This is a genomic window from Ruegeria sp. AJ12 (assembly GCF_056536245.1).
Genome location: NZ_JBQFJJ010000001.1, coordinates 2,112,014 through 2,135,453, shown reverse-complemented (window position 1 = coordinate 2,135,453; position 23,440 = coordinate 2,112,014). Strand labels below are relative to the sequence as shown.

The following is a 23,440-nucleotide window of genomic DNA, read 5'->3' as shown; positions in this document are numbered from 1 at the left end:
AGAACCTCCCTCGCGCGGCGTTTTCGCGACCCTGACTCAAATGCCCGGCAAGGGAAAGTGGAACCACGCGTCAGTCTTCAAGAATTCGCTTCAGGCGCTCCTGCTCGTCCTGGCTGAGGGAGTCCGTGGCACCGGTTTCATGCACCTTTGCCCGGTTACGCAGAAAGTTCCACCCGACACCCGCCGCGATCAACAGCATCATTGGACCAGCCAGCCACAGCACCAGATTTGACCCCGTGATGGTCGGTCTCAGCAGGACGTATTCGCCATATCTGTCAACGATAAAGGTGATGGCCTCTTCATCCGTATCGCCTGCCACCAGCCGTTCCCGCAGTAACAGGCGCAGGTCGCGGGCCAGATCGGCATTGCTTTCATCGATGCTTTCGTTGCGACAGACCAGGCAGCGCAGCCCGGTGCTCAGATCCCGCGCGCGCTGTTCCAGCGCCGGGTCCTCCAGCACTTCGTCGGGTTGCACCGCCATCAGTGGCGAGGCCAGCAAGGCAAGGATCAGGGCAAGGCGCCTCATTCTGCGGGCACTCCGCCAACCGGGGTCTTGCGGGCACCGGCAGCAACCCGGAACCGGCGGTCGCACAGGCTGAGGACGCCGCCGAGCGACATCAGGATGCACCCTGCCCAGATCCAGTTGGCAAACGGTTTGATATAGGTCCGCATCACCCAGCCTCCGTCCTGTTGCTGATCTCCGATCACGATATAGAGATCGCGGAAGACGCGATAGTCGATGGCCGCCTCGGTCGTGGGCATCTGCGCCACGGGATAATTCCGCTTTTCCGGGTGCAGCGTACCGATGGTCCGCCCGTCTTGCTGAACCAGTACATCTGCCATGGTCGAGATATAGTTCGGCCCCTGGACCTGGCGGACATCCTCCAGCGTCAGTGTGAACTGACCCACGTCAAAGGGCTGACCGGGTTGTGCAACCCGAATATCCTCAACCTCCCACGCGGTCAGTCCAGCCACCGCAAACATGGTAACCCCCAGCCCGGTATGGGCCACGGCCTTGCCCCAGTCAGCGCCAGGCAGGCGCAGCAGCCGTTTGAAGCTGCCATCGCGACCCGTCCGGCTCCACAAATCGATCAGCGCGCCAAACGTGACCCAGGCCCCCAGAAACAGGCCAATCGGTCCCAGCGTGCTGCGTCCGGTTTGCATGGCCCAGACCAACAGCGCCAGCGCCAGTGCCAGAACAAAAGCATAGCGCAGCGACCATGCGGCCTTGCCAATCCGCCCTCTTTTCCACGGCAACATCGCTCCGATCGGCAGAGCCAACCCCAGCAAGACCATGAAGGGCGTGAACGCGGCGTTGAAAAACGGCGCGCCAACCGACAATTTCCGGTCAAATGCCATCTCGGCCACCATCGGCCACATGGTGCCGACGAACACCACAAAACAACTCACAGCCAGGAGGACATTGTTCACAACCAGCGCGCTCTCGCGGCTGACCATGCCAAACACGCCCTTGGCCTCCATCGCCTGCGCACGGGCAGCAAACAGGGTCAGCGCGCCACCAATGAACACAACCAGAATCAACAGGATGAACACCCCGCGTTCCGGATCGGTTGCAAAGGCGTGTACCGAGGTCAGCAGGCCGGACCGCACGATGAATGTGCCGATCAGCGAAAACCCGAAAGCGATGATGGCCAGCAGGATGGTCCAGCTTTTCAGCGCCTCGCGCTTTTCCACCACGATGGCGGAATGCAACAGCGCCGCCGCCAGAAGCCATGGCATAAACGAGGCGTTCTCGACCGGGTCCCAGAACCAGAAACCACCCCAGCCAAGCTCGTAATAGGCCCACCATGACCCAAGCGCGATACCGATGGTCAGAAAGACCCAGGCCGCCAGAGTCCATGGGCGCACCCAGCGCCCCCAGGCCGCATCCACCCGCCCCTCGATCAGCGCGGCGACCGCAAAGCTGAAGGTCATGCTCAGACCGACATAACCGAGATACAGGAACGGCGGATGAAAGGCCAAACCGGGGTCCTGCAGCAACGGGTTCAGATCGCGCCCGTCAAAGGGGGCAATGGCCAGCCTGTCAAACGGGTTGGAGGTGAACAGGATAAACGCAAAAAACGCAACGGCAACAGCGGATTGCACCGCCAGAACACGTGCCTTGAGCGTGGGTGGCAGGCCACCGCCGAAAAACGCGGCCATCGCGCCGAACAGGGTCAGAATCAGAACCCATAGCAGCATGGAGCCTTCGTGATTGCCCCAGGTGCCGCTGATCTTGTAAATCATCGGCTTTGCCGAATGGCTGTTCTCAACCACGATCCGCAGCGAAAAGTCGGACGTGGTGAACGCCCAGACCAAAGCGCCAAAGGAAAACGCGGTCAGCAGGAATTGTGAAATCGCCGCCGGTTCAGCAAACAGCATCCATCCGGACCAGCGTTTCGATGCCCCGATCAGAGGCACCACGCTTTGGACGATGGCGACAAAAAAGGCGAGAATTAGCGCGAAGTGACCTAGCTCTGTAATCATGCACCGAGATATACTCTGCCTGCGGATCGAGCGCCAATAACTTTCGCCTGTTTCTTGGGCACATAGTGTCGCGGTTCAGGCGGACCTCAACCGTTTCCAGTCCTCCAGCGCCGGGTTGTGGTCTGCGCCTGCCACCTCCGTGGAAAGCTGGGCGTCCGGACCCGGATCCGCTGCGCCAGGGCTGTCGCTGCGCATTTTCTGCAGCGCCTTCAGATTGGCCATCACGGCAGGGGTGCGGGCCATCGTGGCCGTGATCTCGCGTTGCAGGTCCTGTACCTTGGCCTGATGGCGGGCGCCGAAGTAAAACGACACGATGACGCCCAGCAGCCACCACAGCGGTTCGGGCACCAGGGCAATCCCCTGCATGCGCGACGCAAACCACAACGGATCCACCATCGCGGCCACAAACAAACCCAGCGTCCCCAGCGCCAAGGAGGGGCGTGGCAGACGGTTCAGGCCATCAATGAAACGGTCGAACCAGCCCTTGCGCGCCACCTGAAACTCGGCGCCGAATTGGGTCATGGCCTGACCCTGAGCTGCCGCAGCTCGTCCTGCACCAGATTCGGAGTTTTCCCGAAAGATTTCAGCGGTTTCCCGCACGACATTGCGACCACCGCCAAACAGCAAAGCCAACACGCCCGAGATCAGTCCCATCCTGCAACCCTCCTGTTGAAATCGGCGTCACTCAGGTGGTACCGGGGCGACAGAAACTCTTCGGCCCGGCGTATCCACCCACCCTTACCTCCGGCGCGGGTGCGGGCATATTTTCGCGAGGCGGGCCTGCGATCCGCAAGCCGGAAATAGTAGTTGCGCCGCGCCACGCCATAGGCATCCCGGAGCGCGACAGGGTCCGGATGCGCCGCTCGTTTGCAGGCCTGTGTCGTTTGCGGCCCGATCAAACCATCCACCGCAACGTCGCAGCCCATATCGCGCAACAGTCTCTGAAGGATTTTTACCGCTTGAGCCCCGGCATTCACCTGCATGTCGAACACCGAAGGCTGCAGCGCCTCGGGCAAATCCGCGACACGGGGTTGCTCGAAATAGTATTTGATAAAGATATCAACGGCTTGTCGACGACTGAGTGCGCGAACATCCGCGTGATCGACGATACCGTCAGCGGTCAAATCCAGCCCCAGCCTGCGCATTGTGTGAATAGTGACGCCGTACTTGGTGGCCCCGCCCGGATCATCCGGGTCGTCCACGAATCCGCCTTCGCGCGCGACTATTTCCCTGGCAATCTGCCGAACCGTTTGCATGACACCTCCAAAACCTGGTGCAGCAATCGATTCCGCAAAACCTTTAAAACCATAAAACGAAACAGGGCGCTGCCTGCCTGTTGCACGCAACGCCCTGAAACTTCGGCCGCTTCAAGTTCAGCTTTCGCCCGGCTCCTTGTAGACGCCCTGTTCCTTGAGCGCGTCCATGACCTCTTTCGGCATGTAGGTTTCGTCGTGTTTCGCAAGAATTTCCGTAGCTTGAAAGACACCGTTCACATAGCTGCCGGTGCCGACCATGCCCTGATTTTCTGAAAACAGATCGGGCAGGACGCCGGTAAACGCCACCGGCACGCTTTCGCCGCCATCGGTCACCACAAACCGCACGGTTTCACCCTGACCGCGCACGATGGAGCCTTCTTCGACCAAGCCGCCAATGCGGAAGACTTCGGTCTCCACAGGCGGTTCGGCAATCACCTGACTGGGGGATCGGAAAAAGTTGATGCCGTCGCGCATGCCATATCCGATCAAGGCCGTCGACACCGCGAGGGCGACAAAGGCCACCAGGATGATTTGGACGCGACGGCGTTTCTTGAGCGATTTCATGACTTCCTCATGGGAACAAGGGGGCCATCATCAGCCCCGTGGTTTCAGCTTCACCTAACATCAGGTTGGCGTTCTGCAAGGCCTGCCCACTGCTACCTTTTGTCAGGTTATCCAGTGCCGCGACCACAATGGCGCGGCGTTCGATCCGGTCGGCGACAACCCCAATATGGCAGAAATTCGAGCCACGTACATGATGGGTCGAGGGGGTTTCTCCCATCGGCAGCAGTTCGACAAACGGCTCGCTCTCATAGGCTTTGCCGAGCGTTTCATAGATGCTCTGCGGGTCGCCCTTCACATATGTCGTCGCCAGAATGCCCCGGTTGGCGGGGATCAGATGCGGCGTGAACTGTACATGCACCGTGCGACCGGCCAGTTTCGAGAACTCCTGATCGAACTCGCCCAAATGCCGATGCGCGCCGCCGACTGAATAGGCATTGGCGCCCTCGCTCAACTCCGCGTGCAGCAGGTTTTCCTTGAGCGACCGCCCTGCCCCGGACACGGCACATTTCAGGTCCAGAACGATGTCATCCAGATCTATGACACCGGCCGAAATCAGGGGCCGCAACACATATTGGCCCGAGGCCGCATTGCAGCCGGTGCCAGCCACAAGACGCGCGGCGCGGATCTCGTCCCTATAGAACTCGGTCAGCCCATAGACGGCCTCTTCCTGCTGGTCGAGGGCAGTATGGGGATTCCCATACCACTTTTCGTATTCCTCCGGGTCGCTCAGCCGGAAATCAGCCGATAAATCAATGATCTTCAGGGATTTTGGCAGATCGCGAATGACCGCCTGGCTGGTCTTGTGCGGCAAGGCGCAAAAGCACAGATCAATCTGCGAGAAATCGATCTCGGAGATTTTGCACAGGTCCGGCAGGTCCATATGGCGCAGATGCGGGAAGACCTGAGCCATCGACAGGCCTGCTTTGCGTTCAGCAGCCAAAGCGGCGATGTCCATGTTCGGGTGCTCGGCGATCAGCCGCACCAGTTCCGCGCCGGTATAGCCGGAGGCGCCGAGGATTGCGATTTTATGGGTCATGTCAGACCTCTCGTCTCATAGTGTGTCACATATCACGACCGCCGATGTGACGGTCTTCGATTTAGGGAAAGTGAAGGGCGGCATCCTTGACCGAAGTCAGGCCGCCTCGAATGCGATTTGTCGTCGGAGGAACTGTGTCGCCCGGTCGCTGACGAAGTTCGGTTTGCCAGTGGTCACAAAACCGCCAGCGCCATCCCCCAGCATATTGGGGTGCCGTTGCAGGTAATCTGCCAGGCTTTCAGCCACCAGATCACCCTGGCTGTACACCTGAACATCCGGGCCCAATGCCTTTTGAAACGTCTCCGCCATAAGCGGGTAATGGGTGCATCCCAAAACGGCGGCCTGAGGCTCGGGCATCTTGCGTTTCAGCGCATCCACATGGGACCGCACCAACGCTTCGGCCAGGATCATATCGCCGTCTTCGATGGCATCCACAACGCCGCCGCAGGCCTGCGCTTCGACATCCACACCGATGGCGCGAAAGGCCAGTTCCCGCTGAAACGCTCGGCTGGAGACCGTGGCTGGCGTCGCAAACAGCGCCACATGCTGCACCTCGACCTCGCGCGGGGGGGAATTGTCCCCCCATTGCCGCTCGGTCAGGGCCTCGATCAGCGGCACGAAGACACCGAGGACACGTTTGCCCTCGGGCACGCCCGCCTCCTGCATCCGGCGCAGGGCTGCGGCGCTGGCGGTGTTGCAGGCCAGAATCACCAGGTTGCAGCCGCGATCCCAAAGATCGTGCACGGCCGCACGGGTCAGCTGGTATATATCCTGGGCATCGCGCACGCCATAGGGTGCATGCGCACTGTCCGCAAAATACAGGAAATCAACGTCCGGCAGGCGTTTCTGCGCGGCGTTGAGGACGGTCAGACCGCCCAAACCGGAATCAAAGATGCCTACTGCCATTTGCCCCTTCAGGCGCGATGCCGTTCCTCGAATTCATAGCCGTAGTCATAGGACTTCAACGGCTTCGGAGACAGCTCATACGTGGCTTTGCGCAGGAAATCCATCATCTTGCGCGTATCCTTGCCCAGCGGGTCCAAAACATCACGCCCAATCGGTTCGCCGATCACGATCTTGACCGGAGTATCGACGCGTTTTTTGAATTCCTTGATCAGCAGCCCCATCCTAAGCGTGTTGTGCAGATGGCTGGCGATCTGGAAGAGGCGCGAGGTATGGCCATCAAAGAAGACCGGAACCACGGTTGCATCGGACTTCGCGACCATCCGCGCCGTAAAACCGCGCCAGCCCGGATCCATGGGGTACGAGAAGGGCTTGGCCGCAGTGCTGACTGTGCCGCCCGGAAAAATGCCGATTGCACCGCCCTCACCTAGATAGTTCAGGGCCGTTCTTCGGGTTTCGAGGTTCTGCTTCATCGCCTCTTTCGTGTCATCGAACGAGATCGGCAGAATGATGCGATTCAGGTCTTCGGCCTTGCGGAACACCCGGTTGGCCAGAATGCGAAAATCGCCCCGAGTCTCGGACAGCATGTGCCCCATCATCAGCCCGTCGAGAATACCGTAGGGATGATTGGCGATCAGGATCAGCGGGCCGTCCGTCGGGATATTGTCCAATGACCCGCCAACGACATCCAGCGTCAGCCCATAGCGATCAACCATCACGGACCAGAAGTCACGCCCTTTGGCAACCTCTGCCTCGTATCCGTTCGCGCGCCTGATCAGCCGCATCCGTCCGGTCGTGTTTTCCATCAGCTTGATGACCATCTGCCCGCCCTTGGTTTCGGCGGAATAGGCATAGGAAATGTCACGAACGACGTGGCGGCGCGAGGGCATTGGTTACTCCGGTTTGCTGCCGAGAAGATAGCTACAGGTAACAGTTTTGCCTAGCTATCGTGACGCGCTTGTGACGGATCACTCGGCAGCGGCCTGCAATTCGGGCCCGCCACTGCGGATCGTGGCCAGCAATTCCTCGCGCCGTTTGGCCGCTTTTGCCTCGTTTTCCAGCAGGACCGGACCAAAGCCGCGGATATCCAGCGGCAACCGCGCCAGTGCCGCAATCGCATCCTGAGTGCCCTGCGACAACCGCGGCAAAACCTCTTTCATGTCCTTTTCGTATTGCTTGATCAGAGACCGTTCCATGCGCCGTTCGGACGAATAGCCAAAGATGTCCAGCGGTGTGCCCCGCAAGGCCTTCAGTTTCGCCAGTAGCTTCAACGGGCCCAGCATCCACTCGCCAAAGGCCCGTTTGCGCGGACGTCCATTGCTGCCTTCGCCGCCAAAGATCGGTGGGGCCAGGTGGAAGGTCATTTTGAAATCGCCGTCGAACTCCGCTGCCGCTTTGTCGCGACTGCTCAGCAGCAGGCGCGCGACTTCGTACTCATCCTTGTAAGACAACAGCTTGTGATACCCTTTGGCGATCGCCTCGCGAACCGCGGCATCGTCGACCGAGTCCACCAGTTTACGATACCGTTTGGCCAGACGGGGGCCTTGGTATTCCGTCAGATGCTGTGCCCGGAATTCGATCACCTGATCCAGCGTTTTCGGCATCTCGGCGACAGAAGGCGACAATATGGATTGCACCTCCTCAGGGTGCAGAACTGCCCAGCGGCCAATGTCAAACGCGCGTTTGTTGCGCTCAATCGCCGTGCCGTTCAACTCGATGGCCTGATGAATGGCCTCGTGACTGACTGGCAACAGCCCGCGCTGCCAGGCCCCGCCGAAGACCATCATGTTGGAATAGATCGAATCTCCCATCACGGCCCGTGCAAGTTCGGTTGCGTCAAACAGGGACACACCGTCTTTCAGCCGGGCCTGCAGCGCCAGTTCCAGCTGATCGCTGGGAATGCGGAACTCGGTGTCGCGGGTGAAGTCGCCCGTAACCGTTTCATGGTTGTTCACGACCGCTCCGGTCTGGCCGGTGCGGGTCAAACCAAGGGTTTTGGCCCCTGCAGACACCACCAGATCGCCGCCGATTAGCGCATGGGCTTCGCCGGTTGCCACGCGAATGGCGCTGATATCCTCGGGTGTGTCGGCCAGTCGGCAGTGGATATGCACCGCCCCGCCCTTTTGTGCCAATCCGGCCATCTCCATCATGCCGGCACCCTTGCCGTCGATCTGTGCAGCCTGTGCCAGAACGGCCCCAAGGGTCACGACGCCGGTGCCGCCAACCCCGGTGATCACCACGTTATGCGTGCCCTTGATGTCCGGCAGCACTGGCAATGGCAGGTCCGGCAGGTCGATCTCGGTGGTCGCTTCCTTGCGGATCTGCGCGCCTTCCAGCGTCACGAACGAGGGGCAGAACCCGTTGAGGCACGAGAAGTCCTTGTTGCAACTGGATTGGTCAATGGCCCGTTTGCGGCCCAGTTCGGTTTCCTTGGGCACGATGGACACGCAGTTCGACTGCACCCCGCAATCGCCACAGCCCTCACAGATGTCGGTGTTGATGAACACCCGCTTGTCGGGGTCGGGGAAGGTTCCGCGCTTGCGGCGACGACGCTTTTCAGCCGCACAGGTCTGAACATAGACAATGACCGAGGTGCCCTCGATCTCGCGATACTTTTCCTGAACTTTCATCAGGTCCGCACGCTCATAGGTCTCGACGCTGGGCGGCAAGCCCTTGAAGTTCACGTCTTCCTTCTCGTCATAGACAAGCGCGACGTCTTTCACGCCCATCGCCTTGACTTCATTCACAATTCGCTCGGCGGTCAGGCCGCCTTCGTTTTCCTGTCCGCCGGTCATGGCAACCGCATCGTTGAACAGGATTTTGAAGGTGATGTTGGTCCCGGCGGCCAACGCCGCGCGGATCGCCTGAACGCCCGAGTGATTGTACGTCCCGTCCCCAAGGTTCTGGAAGACATGGTTGGTGGTGGAAAACGGTTCCTCCCCAATCCAGTTTGCGCCCTCGCCCCCCATCTGGGTGAACCCGGTGGTCTCGCGATCCATCCATTGGACCATGTAGTGACAGCCAATCCCGGCATAGGCGCGGCTGCCATCCGGCAGTTTGGTCGAACTGTTATGCGGGCAGCCCGAGCAGAAATACGGCAAGCGAGTCGCGATTTCCTGCGCGTTGTCGGCCCGGCGTGCCTCGGACAGTTTGGCCAGCCCGGCGCGCACGCCGTCGGTTTCCCGGCCTTCTTCGATCAGGATACCGCCCAGCTTTTCGGCGATCATGATCGGATCGAGCGCACCGCGCGTCGGAAACAACTCCTCCCGGTGCAGCGTGCCCGCCCCGCCCTTGTACCAGCCATAGACACGACGCCCCCGCCGGTCGTCAAAGATCGCCTCTTTGACCTGTACCTCGATCAGTTTGCGTTTTTCTTCGACGATCACGATCAGATCGAGGCCTTCGGCCCAATCGTGAAAACCCGTCATATCCAACGGGAAGGTCTGGCCCACTTTGTAGGTGGTGATCCCCAACCGCTCGGCCTCGGCTTCGTCGATGTTCAACAGTGACAGCGCATGGGTCAGATCCAGCCAGTTCTTGCCGGCTGCAACCAGCCCGATCTTGGCGCCCGGTTTACCCCAGACCCTTTTGTCGAGTTTGTTGGCCCGCGAGAAGGTTTCGGCCGCAAAGCGCTTGTAATCGATGATCCGCGTCTCTTGCAGGTGGGGCGTGTCGCCGAGACGAATGTTCAGTCCGCCCTCCGGCATGTCGAACTCTGGTTTGATCAGCCGCACACGGTCGGGGCTGCCATCCACGACCGAGGTCACCTCGATCGTGTCCTTCATTGTCTTCAGGCCGACCCAAACCCCGGCAAACCGGCTGAGCGCAAACCCGTAGATGCCATAGTCGAGGATCTCCTGCACGCCCGCCGGGCTGACAACCGGCATATACATATCGACCAGCGACCATTCGGACTGATGCAGAACGGTCGAGCTTTCGCCGGTATGGTCGTCGCCCATGGCCATCAGCACGCCGCCATGTTGTGCGGTGCCCGCCATATTGGCGTGACGCATCACATCGCCGGACCGGTCCACACCCGGCCCCTTGCCGTACCACAGGCCAAACACACCATCGAAGCGGCCATCCCCGCGCAGCCCGGCCTGCTGGCTGCCCCAGAGCGCCGTTGCCGCCAGATCCTCGTTCAACCCGTATTGAAAGGTAACGTCGCTTTCCGCCAGCTGCTTTTGCGCGCGGGTCATCTGCAAATCCACCGCGCCCAAGGGAGATCCGCGATACCCGGTCACCAACCCGGCCGTATTCAACCCCGCCTGACGGTCGCGCGCCTTTTGCATCAGCATCAACCGCACCAAAGCCTGGGTGCCGTTCAGAAGAACGGGGTTTTTGGTAAGATCGAACCGGTCGTTTAGCGATATCTGTGGCTGACTCATCGGACGCCTCCCCTCGTCAGATCAGTGTGCTTCATCTGCAGGCATTTTAGGTCATAAATTCTGACCTGTATAGGCTTTATGCCCTGAATCGTAACGATTTCACCGTTTGAATGTAGAACTTGTTACCTATTTCATATAGGCCATCCCGAGGATAACGAAAGTTGCGGCGATGGATTGGGACAAGCTTAGAATATTTCACGCGGTTGCGGATGCCGGCAGCCTGACTCACGCGGGTGACAAGCTGAATCTGTCTCAATCCGCGGTCAGCCGCCAGATCCGCGCGCTGGAAGAATCACTCGACGCGACCCTGTTTCACCGTCATGCCCGCGGTCTGATCCTGACCGAACAGGGTGAGCTGCTGTTCGACGCAACTTCGGCGATGTCAAAACGTCTGGACGCCGCCGCAGCCCGCATTCGCGACAGCGAGGAAGAGGTCTTTGGGGTCCTGCGCGTCACCACGACCTTTGGCTTTGGCACCTTGTGGCTGGCCCCGCGCCTGCCCAAGCTCTACGAACAATACCCAGACCTGAATGTTGACCTCATGCTGGAAGAGCGGGTTCTCGACCTGCCGATGCGTGAGGCCGACGTTGCCATCCGGATGAAGGAGCCAAGCCAGGCCGATCTGGTCCGCAAGCGGCTGATGACGGTCAAAATGCAGCTTTATGCGACGCAGGACTATATCGAGACCCACGGCGGCATGTTGAAATCGATCGAGGAAATCAAGAACCACCGGCTGATCTGCCAGACGCCCGCCGCCCCTCAGGTCGGGGCCAGTGCCGCGATGGTACGCCACCTGATGACGTACAATCCTGTCTCGTTCTTGACTGTGAACAACTATTTCGGGGTGTTGCAGGGCGTTTTGCACAATTTGGGCATCGGTGTGCTGCCGGACTACGTCACCCAGGACTTTCCGCATCTCGTACCCATTCTGTCGGATATCGAAAGCGCCGATGTCCCGGTCTACTTGGCCTTCCCCGAGGAATTGCGCCAATCCAAACGCGTTGCGGCCTTCCGGGACTTTGTTCAAGACGAGATCATCGCTCAACGCAAACAGTTGAAACAGATGGGAAAACTGTAGCTATGCACCAGTCGCATATCGGACATGACCGATGGGCAGGCTTATAATTCTTGAACGTACACAAACCGACGCCTAAATGAGCATGCGAAGGCGGTGATGCTGAAACGCTCATCATCTTCATACCTCCCTGTTGGACTACGGCCGAGCTTCGTGCTCGGCCTTTTTTTTTGCTGTTTTGCCACGCCCACGCGACCAAGCCGGTGAAACTTCTGGGAAAAAAACACCTTCGCGCCTATGATCCCGAGAAAAACGAATAATTGCGATCGAGGACAAAACAGATGTTCCATCCCCTCCGCCTGCTTATGGCGTTGATTTCAGTGCTGCTGTTGTCCGGACCAATACATGCCCAGGTCCCCGGCACGTCGGAATCCGCAGCCACCGTCACCATTCCTGATGACCTGACACCGGAACAGGTGGATGACCTCGTCGCGCGCATGTCCGACGATCAGGTCCGCTCCATTTTGCTGGAGCGTCTGGATGCCGTCGCCGCCCAAACGGCTGAGACTACGGCCGCCAGAAAAGGGTTGATCCAGACAATCTCCGAAACCGTCAGCAGCATGGCGGCGTCCTGGGTGGACGTGATCCGTAAAATTCCGGTGCTTGTCTCCGCTCAGGTCGAGGCATTCACCAATTTCGGCAACACATTTGGCGCGAACGGGCTGATGACGCTGTTTGGCTTCACCATTTTGGCTCTGGCCGTTGGATATGCTGCCGAAAAAATCGTCGGATTGTGGACCCGTCGCTGGATCCGGGTGGTCGACGGCGATTCCTCCACCAATCTGCGCGGTGCGGTGACCTATCTGTTCAAACGGTTCTGTGGCGAGTTTCTGGGGCTATTGGTCTTCTATTACACGCTGGTCTTTGTCGGGCGGCAACTGCTGGACGAACAGCAGATATCACAGGCCGCGCCGTTTGTGTTTTACCTGATCTGGTTCCCGCGACTGGGCGCTGCAATCTCGCGGTTTATCCTGGCCCCGAACCAGACCAACCTGCGTCTGGTCAATGTCGACGATCACTGGGCAAAATACCTGCATCGCAACCTGATCGGTTTGTTCCTGCTGATCGGCTTCACGATGTTTATCCTGGATTTCAACTTCCTCAACGGCGTGCCGCCGGGTGAATCCCGTCTGGGATTCTGGCTGAACACGGCCATTCACATCTATATCGGTGTCATCGCTTGGACAGCGCGCGATGGCCTGTCGGACATGATGCGCGGGTCCGATCCCGACCGCACCAGGTTCGACGAAGAGGTTGCCCGGCTGTACCCCTATCTCGCGATTGGCGTTTCGGCGGGCACCTGGCTGTTGGTTGAATACCTGGCTGCGCAGCAGAATCCGGCTGTGTTTGCCGTTTTGGCTCACGGCGCTCACTTCATCACGATGTTCTGGCTGCTGATCGCACCTGCCTTGGATACACTGATCCGGGGTCTGGTGCGCCATTTGCAACCCCCGATGATGGGTGACGGGCCCGTCGCCGAACAGGCCTACAAGTCCACCAAACGCAGCTATATCCGGATCGGCCGCGTTCTGGCAGGCATACTGGTCATTCTGATGATCGCAAATGCGTGGGATCTGGATCTTCAGGAGATCGCAGGCGGCGGATCGGAATCCGGCAGCAAGGTCATCCAGTTCTTCATCATCATCGCAATCGGCTACATCATCAACGAAGCCGTATCGCTCTGGATCAACCGGCGCCTTGCCAAGGAACAGACGGCGGCAGAGCAAAGCCCCGATGAAGAAGCTGGCGAAGGCGGAGGCTCGGGCGGTTCGCGTCTGGCCACCGTTCTGCCCCTGCTGCGGGTGACGGCTCAGGCCGCGATTGCCGTCATTTTTGTGCTGCTCGCTCTGGGGGCATTGGGCCTCGATATCACGCCGCTTCTGGCCGGTGCCGGTATCCTGGGTCTGGCCATCGGGTTTGGCGCGCAAAAGCTGGTTTCGGACATCGTCGGCGGCATCTTCTTCCTGATCGATGATGCGTTCCGCGTGGGCGAATATGTTGATGTCGGCGGCACCACCGGGACGGTCGAGAAAATCTCGATCCGATCCATGCAATTGCGCCATCACCGTGGTCCGGTTCACACGATCCCTTACGGTGAAATACAGAAGCTGACCAATTACAGCCGCGACTGGGTCATCATGAAACTCAAGTTCACCGTGCCCTTCGACACCGACCCGAACAAGGTCAAGAAGATCTTCAAGAAAATCGGTGCCGAGATGATGGAGGATGAAACCCACAAGGACGGGTTCCTTCAGCCGTTCAAGTCTCAGGGCGTGTTCGACTTCGATGACGTGGGCATGATTATCCGTGGCAAATTCATGGCCAAGCCGGGCAAGCAGTTCACCCTGCGCAAAGAGATCTTCAACCGCGTCAAGACGTCCTTCAAGGAAAACGGCATCGACTTTGCCCGTCGCGAGGTGCGCGTCGCGATACCCGGGCTGGATGAAGCCGAAAACCTGACCGAGGAACAGAAGACGACCGTTGCTGCCGCCGCAGGCGACGCGGTCGCCCAACAAGCCCAACAACAGCAGGAACAGCAGAAGTAATTGCGCCGCCTGCCGGGCTGCAGAACTCAGCAAGGGGATGCCTACGGGCGTCCCTTTTTGTTTTGTACAAGTTGGAAGATGGCACCTGCCAAAGCCATACAAATCAGACAATCCGCCTTTGCCCTTTCCCCCGGCGGCCCCTTCCCCTAAAAGGCGCAAACGATTGCCATCTCGGGGATGAATACAGGATGCAAGAGCCAGCCATCACACCGGATCTGATTGCCGCTCACGGGTTGAATCCCGAGGAGTACGACATGATCCTCGAGATTATCGGACGCGAACCAAGTTTCACCGAGCTGGGTATTTTTTCGGCGATGTGGAACGAGCATTGCTCGTACAAATCCTCCAAGAAATGGCTGCGCACCCTGCCCACCTCGGGCCCGCAGGTCATCTGCGGCCCCGGCGAAAACGCGGGCGTTGTGGATATCGGTGACGGGCAAGCCGTTGTTTTCAAAATGGAAAGCCACAATCACCCGTCCTATATCGAACCCTATCAGGGGGCGGCAACGGGTGTTGGCGGCATCCTGCGCGATGTTTTCACAATGGGCGCACGCCCCATCGCGTCGATGAATGCGCTGTCGTTCGGGGAACCCGGCCACCACAAGACCCGCCAGCTGGTCAATGGCGTGGTCGAGGGCATTGGCGGCTACGGCAACTGCTTTGGCGTGCCATGTGTGGGCGGCGAAGTGCGGTTCCACCCGGCCTATAACGGCAACTGCCTCGTCAACGCATTCGCGGCAGGGCTCGCGGACAGCGACAAAATCTTCTACTCGGCCGCTTCGGGTGTTGGTATGCCCGTCGTTTACTTGGGCGCCAAGACCGGACGCGACGGCGTCGGTGGCGCAACCATGGCCTCGGCCGAATTCGATGACACGATCGAAGAAAAGCGCCCCACCGTTCAGGTCGGCGATCCCTTCACCGAAAAGCGCCTGATGGAGGCGACGCTGGAGCTGATGCAAACCGGCGCAGTGATCTCAATTCAGGACATGGGCGCGGCAGGCCTGACCTGTTCCGCCGTTGAGATGGGCGACAAGGGCGGTCTGGGCGTTCGCCTTGATCTGGAAAACGTACCCCAGCGTGAAGAGAATATGACGGCCTATGAGATGATGCTGTCCGAGTCTCAGGAACGGATGTTGATGGTCCTCAAGCCCGAACTTGAGGCCGAGGCCCGCGCCGTGTTCGAGAAATGGGATCTGGATTTCGCCATCGTCGGCGAAACCATCGCCGAAGACCGCTTCCTCATTATGCACAACGGCGAAGTCAAAGCCGATCTGGTTCTGTCCAAACTGTCCTCGACGGCGCCTGAATATGATCGCCCGTGGGAGCCGACACCCGAGGCCGAAGACCTGACCGACGTCCCGCAGATCGACCCGATTGATGGTCTGCGCGCCCTGCTCTCTTGCCCCAACTACGCGGGCAAGCAGTGGGTGTACGAGCAATATGACACAATGGTCATGGCCGACAGCGCGCGAACACCGGGTCTGGGGGCTGGCATGGTTCGCGTGCATGGCACCGACAAGGTGCTGGCCTTCACGTCGGACGTGACGCCCCGCTATGTGCGTGCAAATCCGGAAGAAGGCGGCAAGCAGGCCGTGGCCGAAGCCTACCGTAACCTGACGGCCGTTGGCGCAACGCCTTTGGCCACGACGGACAACCTGAATTTCGGCAACCCGGAAAAGCCCAACATCATGGGCCAGTTCGTCGGTGCCATCAAAGGCATCGGGGCTGCCGTCGCGGCGCTGGACATGCCCATCGTGTCCGGCAACGTCTCGCTCTACAACGAAACCGACGGTCAGGCGATCCTGCCCACACCCACCATCGGCGCGGTTGGCCTGCTGACGCACAGCGATGACATCATCGGCAACGAGGTGCGCGAAGGTCATGTCGCCCTGGTCATTGGTGAAACCGAAGGCCATCTGGGCCAATCCGCCTTGCTGGCCGAAGTTTTCAACCGCGAGGACGGTGACGCGCCGCATGTCGATCTGGACGCAGAAAAACGCAACGGAGAGTTCATCCGCGCCAATCGCGGGATGATCAAGGCGTGCACCGACTTGGGTGACGGCGGGCTTGCCCTGGCGGCCTTTGAACTGGCCGAAGCAGCCGGCGTTGGCATCCACCTGGAGGACGCCCCCACCGAGGTGCTGTTTGGCGAAGATCAGGGCCGCTACCTTGTCGCCTGCAACTTTGATCAGGCCGAAGCCCTGATGATCGCCGCCGGTCAGGCCGGGGTGTCGCTGGTTTCGGTCGGTCGCTTCACAGGTGACACGGTCAAGATCGGTGGGTCCGAAGCGCCGCTTGCCGAATTGGCCGAGACGTTCCGCAGCAGTTTTGCAGCCGCAGTGGCCTGATATCACGTCGTTTAGTCCCTGTGATACAAGATGAACCTTGCGCAGGCTCGGTCAGAGACCGACGTCAGAGTTTGTACGCAACCCACATCTTGCGCGCTCCCACCGGGCGCTCTACATCTGGGGAAAGACCTTCAGGAGTAACCTACATGCCGATGAGCGCCCACCAGATCGAAACCCTGCTGCGCGAGAGCTTTCCGAATGCGGAAATTCAGGTTGGCGGCAGCGATGGCGTGCATATGTCCGCCATGGTCGTGGACGAAAGCTTTCGCGGCAAGAACCGGGTGCAGCAACAGCGCGCTGTCTATGCAGCCTTGAAAGGGAAAATGGACGGGCCGGATGGTGAGTTGCACGCCCTCGCCCTGACCACCAAGGTGCCAGAGTGACATGGAGCATGCGATCGTAATCTTGATTGCGGTGTCTGTCTTTGTTGTGTTGATCGCGCTTGTAGCGTGGAGCACGTCAAGGTCAAACCGCAGATATGGAAAAGGATCGCTGCCGGGGCGAGGAAAGCACCTTCTCCATTCATCCTACAATACACATGACGGTGCCATCAGTTCGGCGCAGACCCACATCCCCCAAAACCCACAAGAATACGCCAAAGCGATGATGCCGAAGAGCAAAGGAAACGCGAAATGACCGACGTGAAAACCCAGATCGATGAAACCGTCAAAGCCAATGACGTGGTGCTGTACATGAAAGGTACCAAGGAGATGCCGCAGTGCGGGTTCTCGTCCCGTGTGGCCGGTGTGCTGAACTATATGGGCGTCGACTATGCCGACGTGAACGTGCTTGCCGATGAAGAGGTCCGTCAGGGCATCAAGGACTATTCCGACTGGCCAACCGTGCCGCAGCTTTATGTCAAAGGCGAGTTTGTCGGCGGTTGCGATATCATCACCGAGATGACGCTGTCCGGCGAGCTCGACACATTGTTTGACGAAGCCAGCGTCGGCTATAACAAAGAGGCCGCTGACAAAATCCGCGAGGCAAACGCCTGATCACCTCTTAACGGCTGGTGCACTCCTGATAGATGACCTGCTCATCCGCGCTGCCGCTCGGCAGATAGCTTATACTGGCGTCCCAGCCTTTTGAGCGCAGAATATACATGCCTCCTGTGCCAACGGATTCATACCGAATGCCAGACCCGCTTTCGGTCTGGCGCATCGGGACCAGCCTTTTGTCGACGACCATCGCTGCGGCACCAGAGCCATCGGATGCATTGAAATAGGTGACGGGGACCGACGCGCCTGTTTCGCAGGTGAAGGTCACCGAGAGGATGTCGATCTCGGCCACTGCCGCTGACGCGGCAAGTGTCATCAGTGCCCCGCAGGCCGCACCAAAGAGTGTTTTCATGTCGCAGACTTCTCCTCAACAACCGCAGCGAGGGCTTCGGCCCGCGCGGCCAGTTCGGCCAGGGTATCGGTGACCGAAGGCGGAACCACTGCAACCTCGACCCGTTCCGGTTCTGGGGGTGGCGCGTTGCGCAGGGATTTCAGCTCTGCCTCGGCCTCGGCCAGCTTGGCTTCGAGCAGTTGTACTTTGTCATCCGTTGCCGCCGTTTTGTCGGCCAGCATGAGGCCAGCCATCAGCAGCATCCGCGATTCAGGCATCCGACCAATCTGATCGGACAAAACCTGCGCCTCGTCGTCCAGCATCTTGGCGGCCGCCTGCAGAAAGGTCTCTTCGCCGTTCTGGCACGAGACATCAAAGCCGCGCCCGCCGATATGAATGGTCAATTCGGGCATCACTCCACCTCGCCTTCTGTCAGTTTCGCCTGAGACAACAACGGCTCCAGCCGTGCCAGCACTGCATGCGCTTCGGCTGCGTCTGTTGCCTGAGCGGCGCGGGTCGCTTCAAGCTCGGCGATGGTGGCACGGTTCAGCAGTTCCGCGTCCGCTACACCCTCTTGCGCCGCAGCCCGCAGCTCGTCCATTGAGAGGCGCAGCTCTTCGTTCGCCTTGCGCATTCGTTGCAGATCGTCATCCAGACGCGACATCGCGGCACCGTGGCTGGTCCGTTCAGCCCGCAACATCTCAAGTTCGGCATTCAGATCACCGACCTTTTCGCTGTCGGCCAGCTCTGAACGCAACCGGCCATTTTCCGCCTCGATATCCTGCGCCCTGGTCAGCAGGCGCTTGAGCTGATCGATTTCGTCGTGCAGCGGTGCCGGGTCAACGCGGGTCTCAAGATCGCTTCGCAGCGTTTCGTTCTCGGTCTTCAGCGCATCCAGCTCCTCGCGGTTTTCCAATGCGGCTTTCGCCTCTGCCAATTCGGCCCGGGCCGCTTCGACCGCGGCCAGCTTTTCGGTTGCTTCGGTCAGTTGCTCGCGCAGCGTTTGTGTGTCGTCATTACCGCCGGCCCCGGAACGCAAGTTGTCCAGATCAGCGCGCAACGCATCGACTTCCTGTTCATGCCGTTCTTTCAGGGACTTCAACCGCTCTTGAAGTTGGGCATTTGCAACGCGCTCATCCTCCAACGCGTCCTGCAGGCCACCGTCCTGACCGCCGCCACCCCCTGCTTTGTGCAAAGTTTCGACGCCGGTACCGATGCGTTCCATCGCTGCGATTATGCGATGCTGTAGTTCCTCGATCTGGCTCATGCCCCTGTCACCTCTTTATCAAGGATCGTTCTGTTGTCGGTCGTCCGAATCAAAGACAAACCGTGCCTGTGGCCAGTCTAACGGAATGTGACAGAAAATACCCACTCTTAGGTTTCAACCACTTGGAGCGCGCTCTTCAAGCTGTCTGAACGGGTCCCGCGCGGTTCCGCTTGCACTTTGAGGGGTGGATGATATTCAGCGCTCCATCTGCCCGTAACCCAAAGGAACTGCACCCGTGGACCTGACTGCGCTGCGCAATGCCAACCCCGAACACTGGGACAAAGCTGCGGCCATCCGCACCCTGACCCTCGACGCTGTCGCCGCCGCCAACTCCGGCCATTCCGGTATGCCCATGGGCATGGCGGACGTGGCCACAGTGCTGTTTGAAAAGCACCTGAAATTTGACGCGTCCAATCCGGACTGGCCGGACCGCGACCGGTTCATTCTGTCCGCAGGCCATGGCTCGATGCTGGTTTACTCGCTGCTGTATCTGACCGGCCACGCAGATGTCACATTGGAAGAGATCAAGAACTTCCGTCAGTTGGGCGCCAAAACGGCGGGTCACCCCGAAAACTTCCTGATCGATGGTGTCGAGACCACCACCGGTCCGCTGGGACAAGGCATTTCAAACGCCGTTGGCTTTGCGATGGCCGAGGAAATCCAGCGCGCGCATTACGGTAAGAAGGTTGTCGACCACTACACCTATGTCATCGCGGGCGATGGCTGCCTGATGGAGGGTGTCAGCCAGGAGGCCCTCACCCTCGCCGGTCGCCATGAGCTGAGCAAGCTGATCGTGTTCTGGGACAACAACAACATCACCATCGACGGCACCGTCGATATGGCCGATCGCACCGATCAGGTGCGCCGCTTTGCGGCTTCGGGCTGGCACGTGATCGAGATTGACGGTCACGATCCCAAGGCTATCGACGCCGCCATCGTACAAGCGAAAAAGTCGAACAAACCAACCATGATCGCCTGCGAAAGCCATATCGCTCTGGGTCATGCCGCGCAGGATACCTCAAAAGGGCATGGCGCGCTGACGGATCAGGACCAACTGCAGGCCGCGAAAAAGGCGTATGACTGGCCGCATGCCTCATTCGAAGTCCCCGCAAGCGTGAAATCTGCATGGGAAGCCATCGGGTCTCGTGGCGCCGCCGAACGCGCAGCCTGGGAAGAGCGGTTCGCACAGCTGTCCGAGCGTAAGCAGGCCGAGTTCAAACGCGCTTATGCCTTTGAAACTCCAAAAAAACTTGCCGGGGCAATACGGTCTCTGAAAAAGCAAATCTCGGAAGATCAACCCAAGATGGCGACCCGCGCATCTTCGGAAAAAGTATTGAGCGTCGTAAATCCCATCATGCCTGAGACCGTGGGTGGCTCGGCCGACCTGACCGGGTCGAACAATACCAAGACAGCCGATCTGGGCGTGTTTCTGCCGGAAAACCGCAAGGGTCGCTACATTCACTACGGCATCCGCGAACACGGTATGGCCGCAGCGATGAACGGTATGGCCCTGCACGGCGGCATCCGCCCGTATGGCGGGACGTTCATGGCCTTCACCGACTATGCGCGCCCCTCGATGCGTCTGGCGGCGCTGATGAAAATCCCAAGCGTCTTTGTCATGACCCATGACTCCATCGGTCTGGGTGAGGACGGCCCGACCCACCAGCCGGTTGAGCACCTGGCTATTTCGCGGGCGACGCCAAACACTTACGTATTCCGTCCCGCCGACACGGTTGAGACGGCAGAGGCCTGGGAACTTGCACTGACCTTCAAGGACAGCCCCTCTGTGCTGTCGCTGACCCGTCAGGGCGTGCCGACCGTGCGCACCCAGCACAAGGCCAAAAACCTGACCGCGCAGGGTGCGTATGTTCTGGCCGAAGCCCAAGGCAAACGTCAGGCCATCCTGATTGCGACCGGCTCTGAGGTGTCGCTGGCGATGGAGGCCAAGACGATGCTGGAGGCCGAGGGTATCGGCACCCGCGTCGTCTCGATGCCCTGCATGGAGTTGTTCGCCGAGCAGGATGAAACCTACCGCAAGCGCGTCCTGCCCGGCGGTGCCGTTCGGGTCGGCATCGAAGCCGCTGTCCGCGCCGGTGGTTGGGATCGTTGGCTTCTGGGCGAGCGAGGGCGTGAGTCCAAAGCAGGTTTCATCGGCATGTCGAGCTTTGGTGCATCCGCGCCCGCAGGTGAACTGTACAAGCATTTCGGTATTACCGCTGAGGCAACTGTTGCCAAGGTCAAAGACCTGCTAGGCTAAGGCCTGCGTCTTTCCAACCGAAAAGCCCCGGATTTCACCGGGGCTTTTTTTATCAGACAAAAATGATCACGGACTGCATTCCGTCAACGACAAGGTCACCGTCGGTGTTCCAGACCCGCATGACCTGCGAGCTGTAGCCATCATGCCCGGCGGTCAGTTGATGTTCCAACAACCACCAGCCGTCCCGCGTTTTGACAGTCTCGGTCAACACATTGAAAATCCAGTTCATCGACGAATTCGGCCCCGGCATTTTCAGGGTCGGATAAATCGCAGGTGGTGGCAAATCCGCAATCGAGATCAAACCCTCGATGCTGTCCCACATGTGTGGATCGTTGTGCCGCGCCCAGACACGCAGGTAACCCCGTTCTGCCCCTGATATGGGTCGCGCACCCTCCACAAGGCGCACGTCGAAGTTTTCCAGAAAGGCGATTGGCGGCTTGGGGAGGTCCGGTGGAAAATAGTAGCCCGTCGTTTCGGGTTCACCCGACGGTTTGGCAGCGCAGGAAAAGGACACGTGACTGTCCTGTGCCACGCCAAAGCTGAAGGTTCCAACGGCTGCTACGCGACCTTCGACCTCGGCGCGGGCGTTGATCGTCGTCACGTTACGCCCTTTGCGCAACAGTTCCGTTTCGATGGTCGCTGGCGCCCCGATAGGCGCGGTGAAGTTGATCAAAGCAGACCGCAACGGCGGCAAGTCAGGATGTTGCGTGCGAGTTGCTGACAGCATCAGCGCCGATGAAAAGCCACCAAACGTCGTGCGTCCCTGCATCCAATTCCGCGGCACTTGAAAGCGCAGTCGATCCCCAAACTGTTCCGCGGTGTTCAAAACTTCTGACAAGCTGAGTGAAGACATGATGGTTCCAAATGGAAGTTGCTGCAGCAATGCTTACCCCAACACTCTCGCGAGGTCCGAGACGACCTCACGTCACCAAAGCGTTTGGGCTCAGTGCTTGTCTGCGCGTCCCGCCACCGCGTCGATGGCGGGCGAGATCACCTTCGTTGCCAACGGAATCAGCGCCAGACCATAAGCAAGGCCAAACACGCCATCCAGCGTCGCCTTGGATATCCATTCGACCGCGCCAACCCATTGTTCCGAAACCGAATGTCCGATGGCATAGGCCCAATCGTGGATGTGATGGCCCAACCAGCCGAAGCCCAGCACCTCCAGACCGTGAATGACGATCGAGCCGCCGACCCAGAGCATTGCGGCGGTTCCGATGATGGACAAAAGCTTCATCACACCGGGCATGCCCTTGACCAGGCCGCGACCCACGCCGCGGCCAACGGGTGTTGGGGCGTTCTTGGCCAGATACAACCCGACATCATCCATTTTGACGATCAGACCGACCGAGCCATAGACGGCCAGCGTCACGCCGATTCCGACAACCGCCAGGGTAGCGGCCTGCATCCACAGGTTCGGGGCTTCGATGGCCGCCAGAGCAATGGTCATGATTTCCGCGGACAGGATGAAATCGGTCTTGATGGCCCCCCTGACCTTCTGTTCTTCCAGATGGCCGGGATCTGGGTTCTTCAAGTCTTCTTCGATCACATGGCTGCCGTGCGGAAACAGCACGTGAAATATCTTTTCCGCCCCCTCGAAACACAGATACGATCCCCCGATCATCAACAGCGGTGTTATCAGCCATGGCGCAAAATTGGCCAACAGCAAAGCAACGGGCAGCAACAACACAAGTTTGTTGAACAGTGAACCGCGCGCGATGCGCCAGATGATCGGCAGTTCCCGCGCCGGTGCAAACCCCTGAACGTATTTCGGGGTGACGGCCGCATCGTCGATGATCACGCCGGCTGTTTTGGCCCCCGCCTTGCCCGCTGCCGCAACCACATCATCTACCGACGCAGCCGCGACCTTGGCGATTCCGGCAACATCGTCCAAAAGGGCCAAAAGACCACTCATCACGCGTCCTCTCTTATCATCCGTCGCATCCGGACCCTACCTGATCCGACGTATAGCGCAAGCGTTAGC

General features: G+C 59.5%; 20 protein-coding genes. 6 read left to right on the top strand and 14 right to left on the bottom strand.

The window, feature by feature from the left end; all coding sequences use genetic code 11:
• Nucleotides 1-70: 70 nt before the first annotated feature.
• The 9 genes from ACR3E0_RS10780 to ACR3E0_RS10740 all read right to left on the bottom strand — a co-directional run bounded on the left by ACR3E0_RS10780 (nucleotide 71) and on the right by ACR3E0_RS10740 (nucleotide 10,634).
• Nucleotides 71-526, bottom strand: coding sequence for a cytochrome c-type biogenesis protein (locus ACR3E0_RS10780; protein ID WP_480478771.1), 456 nt, complete (start codon nucleotides 524-526; stop codon nucleotides 71-73).
• Entirely contained in the window at nucleotides 523-2,487 is a 1,965-nt protein-coding gene (locus tag ACR3E0_RS10775; RefSeq protein ID WP_480478770.1) for a heme lyase CcmF/NrfE family subunit, read from the bottom strand. Before ACR3E0_RS10775 ends, ACR3E0_RS10780 begins: the two co-directional genes overlap by 4 nt.
• Nucleotides 2,488-2,562: 75 nt before the next feature.
• Nucleotides 2,563-3,141 (bottom strand): holin family protein, encoded by a 579-nt coding sequence (locus ACR3E0_RS10770; RefSeq protein ID WP_480478769.1) that lies wholly within the window; start codon nucleotides 3,139-3,141, stop codon nucleotides 2,563-2,565.
• The gene (locus tag ACR3E0_RS10765) at nucleotides 3,132-3,743 is read right to left on the bottom strand and encodes a holin-associated N-acetylmuramidase (protein WP_480478768.1); all 612 of its coding nucleotides are present in this window, start codon (nucleotides 3,741-3,743) and stop codon (nucleotides 3,132-3,134) included. The genes ACR3E0_RS10770 and ACR3E0_RS10765 overlap by 10 nt, the downstream gene beginning before the upstream one ends.
• A 117-nt stretch (nucleotides 3,744-3,860) precedes the next feature.
• Entirely contained in the window at nucleotides 3,861-4,307 is a 447-nt protein-coding gene (gene ccmE / locus ACR3E0_RS10760; protein WP_480478767.1) for a cytochrome c maturation protein CcmE, read from the bottom strand.
• Between the two features lie 7 nt (nucleotides 4,308-4,314).
• Complete coding sequence (gene argC / locus ACR3E0_RS10755; RefSeq protein WP_480478766.1) at nucleotides 4,315-5,343, bottom strand: N-acetyl-gamma-glutamyl-phosphate reductase; 1,029 nt, start codon at nucleotides 5,341-5,343, stop codon at nucleotides 4,315-4,317.
• 96 nt (nucleotides 5,344-5,439) lie between these two features.
• The gene (locus ACR3E0_RS10750; RefSeq protein WP_480478765.1) at nucleotides 5,440-6,249 is read right to left on the bottom strand and encodes a glutamate racemase; all 810 of its coding nucleotides are present in this window, start codon (nucleotides 6,247-6,249) and stop codon (nucleotides 5,440-5,442) included.
• 8 nt (nucleotides 6,250-6,257) lie between these two features.
• Complete coding sequence (locus ACR3E0_RS10745) at nucleotides 6,258-7,136, bottom strand: lysophospholipid acyltransferase family protein (RefSeq protein WP_480478764.1); 879 nt, start codon at nucleotides 7,134-7,136, stop codon at nucleotides 6,258-6,260.
• 78 nt (nucleotides 7,137-7,214) lie between these two features.
• Entirely contained in the window at nucleotides 7,215-10,634 is a 3,420-nt protein-coding gene (locus ACR3E0_RS10740) for an indolepyruvate ferredoxin oxidoreductase family protein (protein ID WP_480478763.1), read from the bottom strand.
• Nucleotides 10,635-10,803: 169 nt separating this feature from the next.
• Here ACR3E0_RS10740 and ACR3E0_RS10735 point away from each other — a divergent pair, with 169 nt between their 5' ends.
• From ACR3E0_RS10735 to grxD, 5 genes are all read left to right on the top strand, one after another.
• On the top strand, nucleotides 10,804-11,712 hold the full coding sequence (locus ACR3E0_RS10735; RefSeq protein WP_480478762.1) for a LysR family transcriptional regulator: 909 nt from the start codon (nucleotides 10,804-10,806) through the stop codon (nucleotides 11,710-11,712).
• Nucleotides 11,713-11,990: 278 nt separating this feature from the next.
• A complete protein-coding gene (locus ACR3E0_RS10730) occupies nucleotides 11,991-14,255 on the top strand; it encodes a mechanosensitive ion channel domain-containing protein (protein ID WP_480478761.1) in 2,265 nt (754 codons plus the stop codon).
• 188 nt (nucleotides 14,256-14,443) lie between these two features.
• Nucleotides 14,444-16,603, top strand: a complete 2,160-nt coding sequence (purL, locus tag ACR3E0_RS10725; RefSeq protein ID WP_480478760.1) for a phosphoribosylformylglycinamidine synthase subunit PurL — start codon at nucleotides 14,444-14,446, stop codon at nucleotides 16,601-16,603.
• Between the two features lie 146 nt (nucleotides 16,604-16,749).
• Nucleotides 16,750-16,986 (top strand): BolA/IbaG family iron-sulfur metabolism protein, encoded by a 237-nt coding sequence (locus ACR3E0_RS10720; RefSeq protein WP_480478759.1) that lies wholly within the window; start codon nucleotides 16,750-16,752, stop codon nucleotides 16,984-16,986.
• A 249-nt stretch (nucleotides 16,987-17,235) separates the two neighbouring features.
• Complete coding sequence (gene grxD, locus ACR3E0_RS10715; RefSeq protein ID WP_480478758.1) at nucleotides 17,236-17,598, top strand: Grx4 family monothiol glutaredoxin; 363 nt, start codon at nucleotides 17,236-17,238, stop codon at nucleotides 17,596-17,598.
• A 7-nt stretch (nucleotides 17,599-17,605) separates the two neighbouring features.
• Here grxD and ACR3E0_RS10710 read toward each other — a convergent pair whose 3' ends face one another.
• The 3 genes from ACR3E0_RS10710 to ACR3E0_RS10700 are packed head-to-tail and all read right to left on the bottom strand — an operon-like array spanning nucleotide 17,606 to nucleotide 19,199.
• On the bottom strand, nucleotides 17,606-17,953 hold the full coding sequence (locus ACR3E0_RS10710; RefSeq protein WP_480478757.1) for an MliC family protein: 348 nt from the start codon (nucleotides 17,951-17,953) through the stop codon (nucleotides 17,606-17,608).
• Nucleotides 17,950-18,345, bottom strand: coding sequence for a cell division protein ZapA (locus ACR3E0_RS10705; protein ID WP_480478756.1), 396 nt, complete (start codon nucleotides 18,343-18,345; stop codon nucleotides 17,950-17,952). Before ACR3E0_RS10705 ends, ACR3E0_RS10710 begins: the two co-directional genes overlap by 4 nt.
• Nucleotides 18,345-19,199: a hypothetical protein gene (locus tag ACR3E0_RS10700; protein WP_480478755.1), complete on the bottom strand. Its 855-nt coding sequence runs from the start codon at nucleotides 19,197-19,199 to the stop codon at nucleotides 18,345-18,347. Before ACR3E0_RS10700 ends, ACR3E0_RS10705 begins: the two co-directional genes overlap by 1 nt.
• A gap of 235 nt (nucleotides 19,200-19,434) precedes the next feature.
• Here ACR3E0_RS10700 and tkt point away from each other — a divergent pair, with 235 nt between their 5' ends.
• Nucleotides 19,435-21,456: a transketolase gene (gene tkt / locus ACR3E0_RS10695; protein ID WP_480478754.1), complete on the top strand. Its 2,022-nt coding sequence runs from the start codon at nucleotides 19,435-19,437 to the stop codon at nucleotides 21,454-21,456.
• 52 nt (nucleotides 21,457-21,508) lie between these two features.
• Here tkt and ACR3E0_RS10690 read toward each other — a convergent pair whose 3' ends face one another.
• Both ACR3E0_RS10690 and ACR3E0_RS10685 read right to left on the bottom strand, forming a co-directional pair.
• On the bottom strand, nucleotides 21,509-22,309 hold the full coding sequence (locus ACR3E0_RS10690) for a thioesterase family protein (protein WP_480478753.1): 801 nt from the start codon (nucleotides 22,307-22,309) through the stop codon (nucleotides 21,509-21,511).
• A gap of 90 nt (nucleotides 22,310-22,399) precedes the next feature.
• On the bottom strand, nucleotides 22,400-23,371 hold the full coding sequence (locus ACR3E0_RS10685; RefSeq protein ID WP_480478752.1) for a DUF808 domain-containing protein: 972 nt from the start codon (nucleotides 23,369-23,371) through the stop codon (nucleotides 22,400-22,402).
• Nucleotides 23,372-23,440 lie beyond the last annotated feature (69 nt).

Coding starts and splice junctions, on each gene's coding strand:
- ACR3E0_RS10710 (WP_480478757.1), bottom strand. CDS start 17,953: ATGAAAACACTCTTTGGTGCGGCCTGCGGGGCACTGATGACACTTGCC.
- ccmE (WP_480478767.1), bottom strand. CDS start 4,307: ATGAAATCGCTCAAGAAACGCCGTCGCGTCCAAATCATCCTGGTGGCC.
- grxD (WP_480478758.1), top strand. CDS start 17,236: ATGACCGACGTGAAAACCCAGATCGATGAAACCGTCAAAGCCAATGAC.
- ACR3E0_RS10740 (WP_480478763.1), bottom strand. CDS start 10,634: ATGAGTCAGCCACAGATATCGCTAAACGACCGGTTCGATCTTACCAAA.
- ACR3E0_RS10730 (WP_480478761.1), top strand. CDS start 11,991: ATGTTCCATCCCCTCCGCCTGCTTATGGCGTTGATTTCAGTGCTGCTG.
- ACR3E0_RS10770 (WP_480478769.1), bottom strand. CDS start 3,141: ATGGGACTGATCTCGGGCGTGTTGGCTTTGCTGTTTGGCGGTGGTCGC.
- ACR3E0_RS10690 (WP_480478753.1), bottom strand. CDS start 22,309: ATGTCTTCACTCAGCTTGTCAGAAGTTTTGAACACCGCGGAACAGTTT.
- ACR3E0_RS10745 (WP_480478764.1), bottom strand. CDS start 7,136: ATGCCCTCGCGCCGCCACGTCGTTCGTGACATTTCCTATGCCTATTCC.
- ACR3E0_RS10720 (WP_480478759.1), top strand. CDS start 16,750: ATGCCGATGAGCGCCCACCAGATCGAAACCCTGCTGCGCGAGAGCTTT.
- argC (WP_480478766.1), bottom strand. CDS start 5,343: ATGACCCATAAAATCGCAATCCTCGGCGCCTCCGGCTATACCGGCGCG.
- ACR3E0_RS10705 (WP_480478756.1), bottom strand. CDS start 18,345: ATGCCCGAATTGACCATTCATATCGGCGGGCGCGGCTTTGATGTCTCG.
- ACR3E0_RS10750 (WP_480478765.1), bottom strand. CDS start 6,249: ATGGCAGTAGGCATCTTTGATTCCGGTTTGGGCGGTCTGACCGTCCTC.
- ACR3E0_RS10765 (WP_480478768.1), bottom strand. CDS start 3,743: ATGCAAACGGTTCGGCAGATTGCCAGGGAAATAGTCGCGCGCGAAGGC.
- purL (WP_480478760.1), top strand. CDS start 14,444: ATGCAAGAGCCAGCCATCACACCGGATCTGATTGCCGCTCACGGGTTG.
- ACR3E0_RS10775 (WP_480478770.1), bottom strand. CDS start 2,487: ATGATTACAGAGCTAGGTCACTTCGCGCTAATTCTCGCCTTTTTTGTC.
- ACR3E0_RS10735 (WP_480478762.1), top strand. CDS start 10,804: ATGGATTGGGACAAGCTTAGAATATTTCACGCGGTTGCGGATGCCGGC.
- ACR3E0_RS10700 (WP_480478755.1), bottom strand. CDS start 19,199: ATGAGCCAGATCGAGGAACTACAGCATCGCATAATCGCAGCGATGGAA.
- ACR3E0_RS10780 (WP_480478771.1), bottom strand. CDS start 526: ATGAGGCGCCTTGCCCTGATCCTTGCCTTGCTGGCCTCGCCACTGATG.
- ACR3E0_RS10685 (WP_480478752.1), bottom strand. CDS start 23,371: ATGAGTGGTCTTTTGGCCCTTTTGGACGATGTTGCCGGAATCGCCAAG.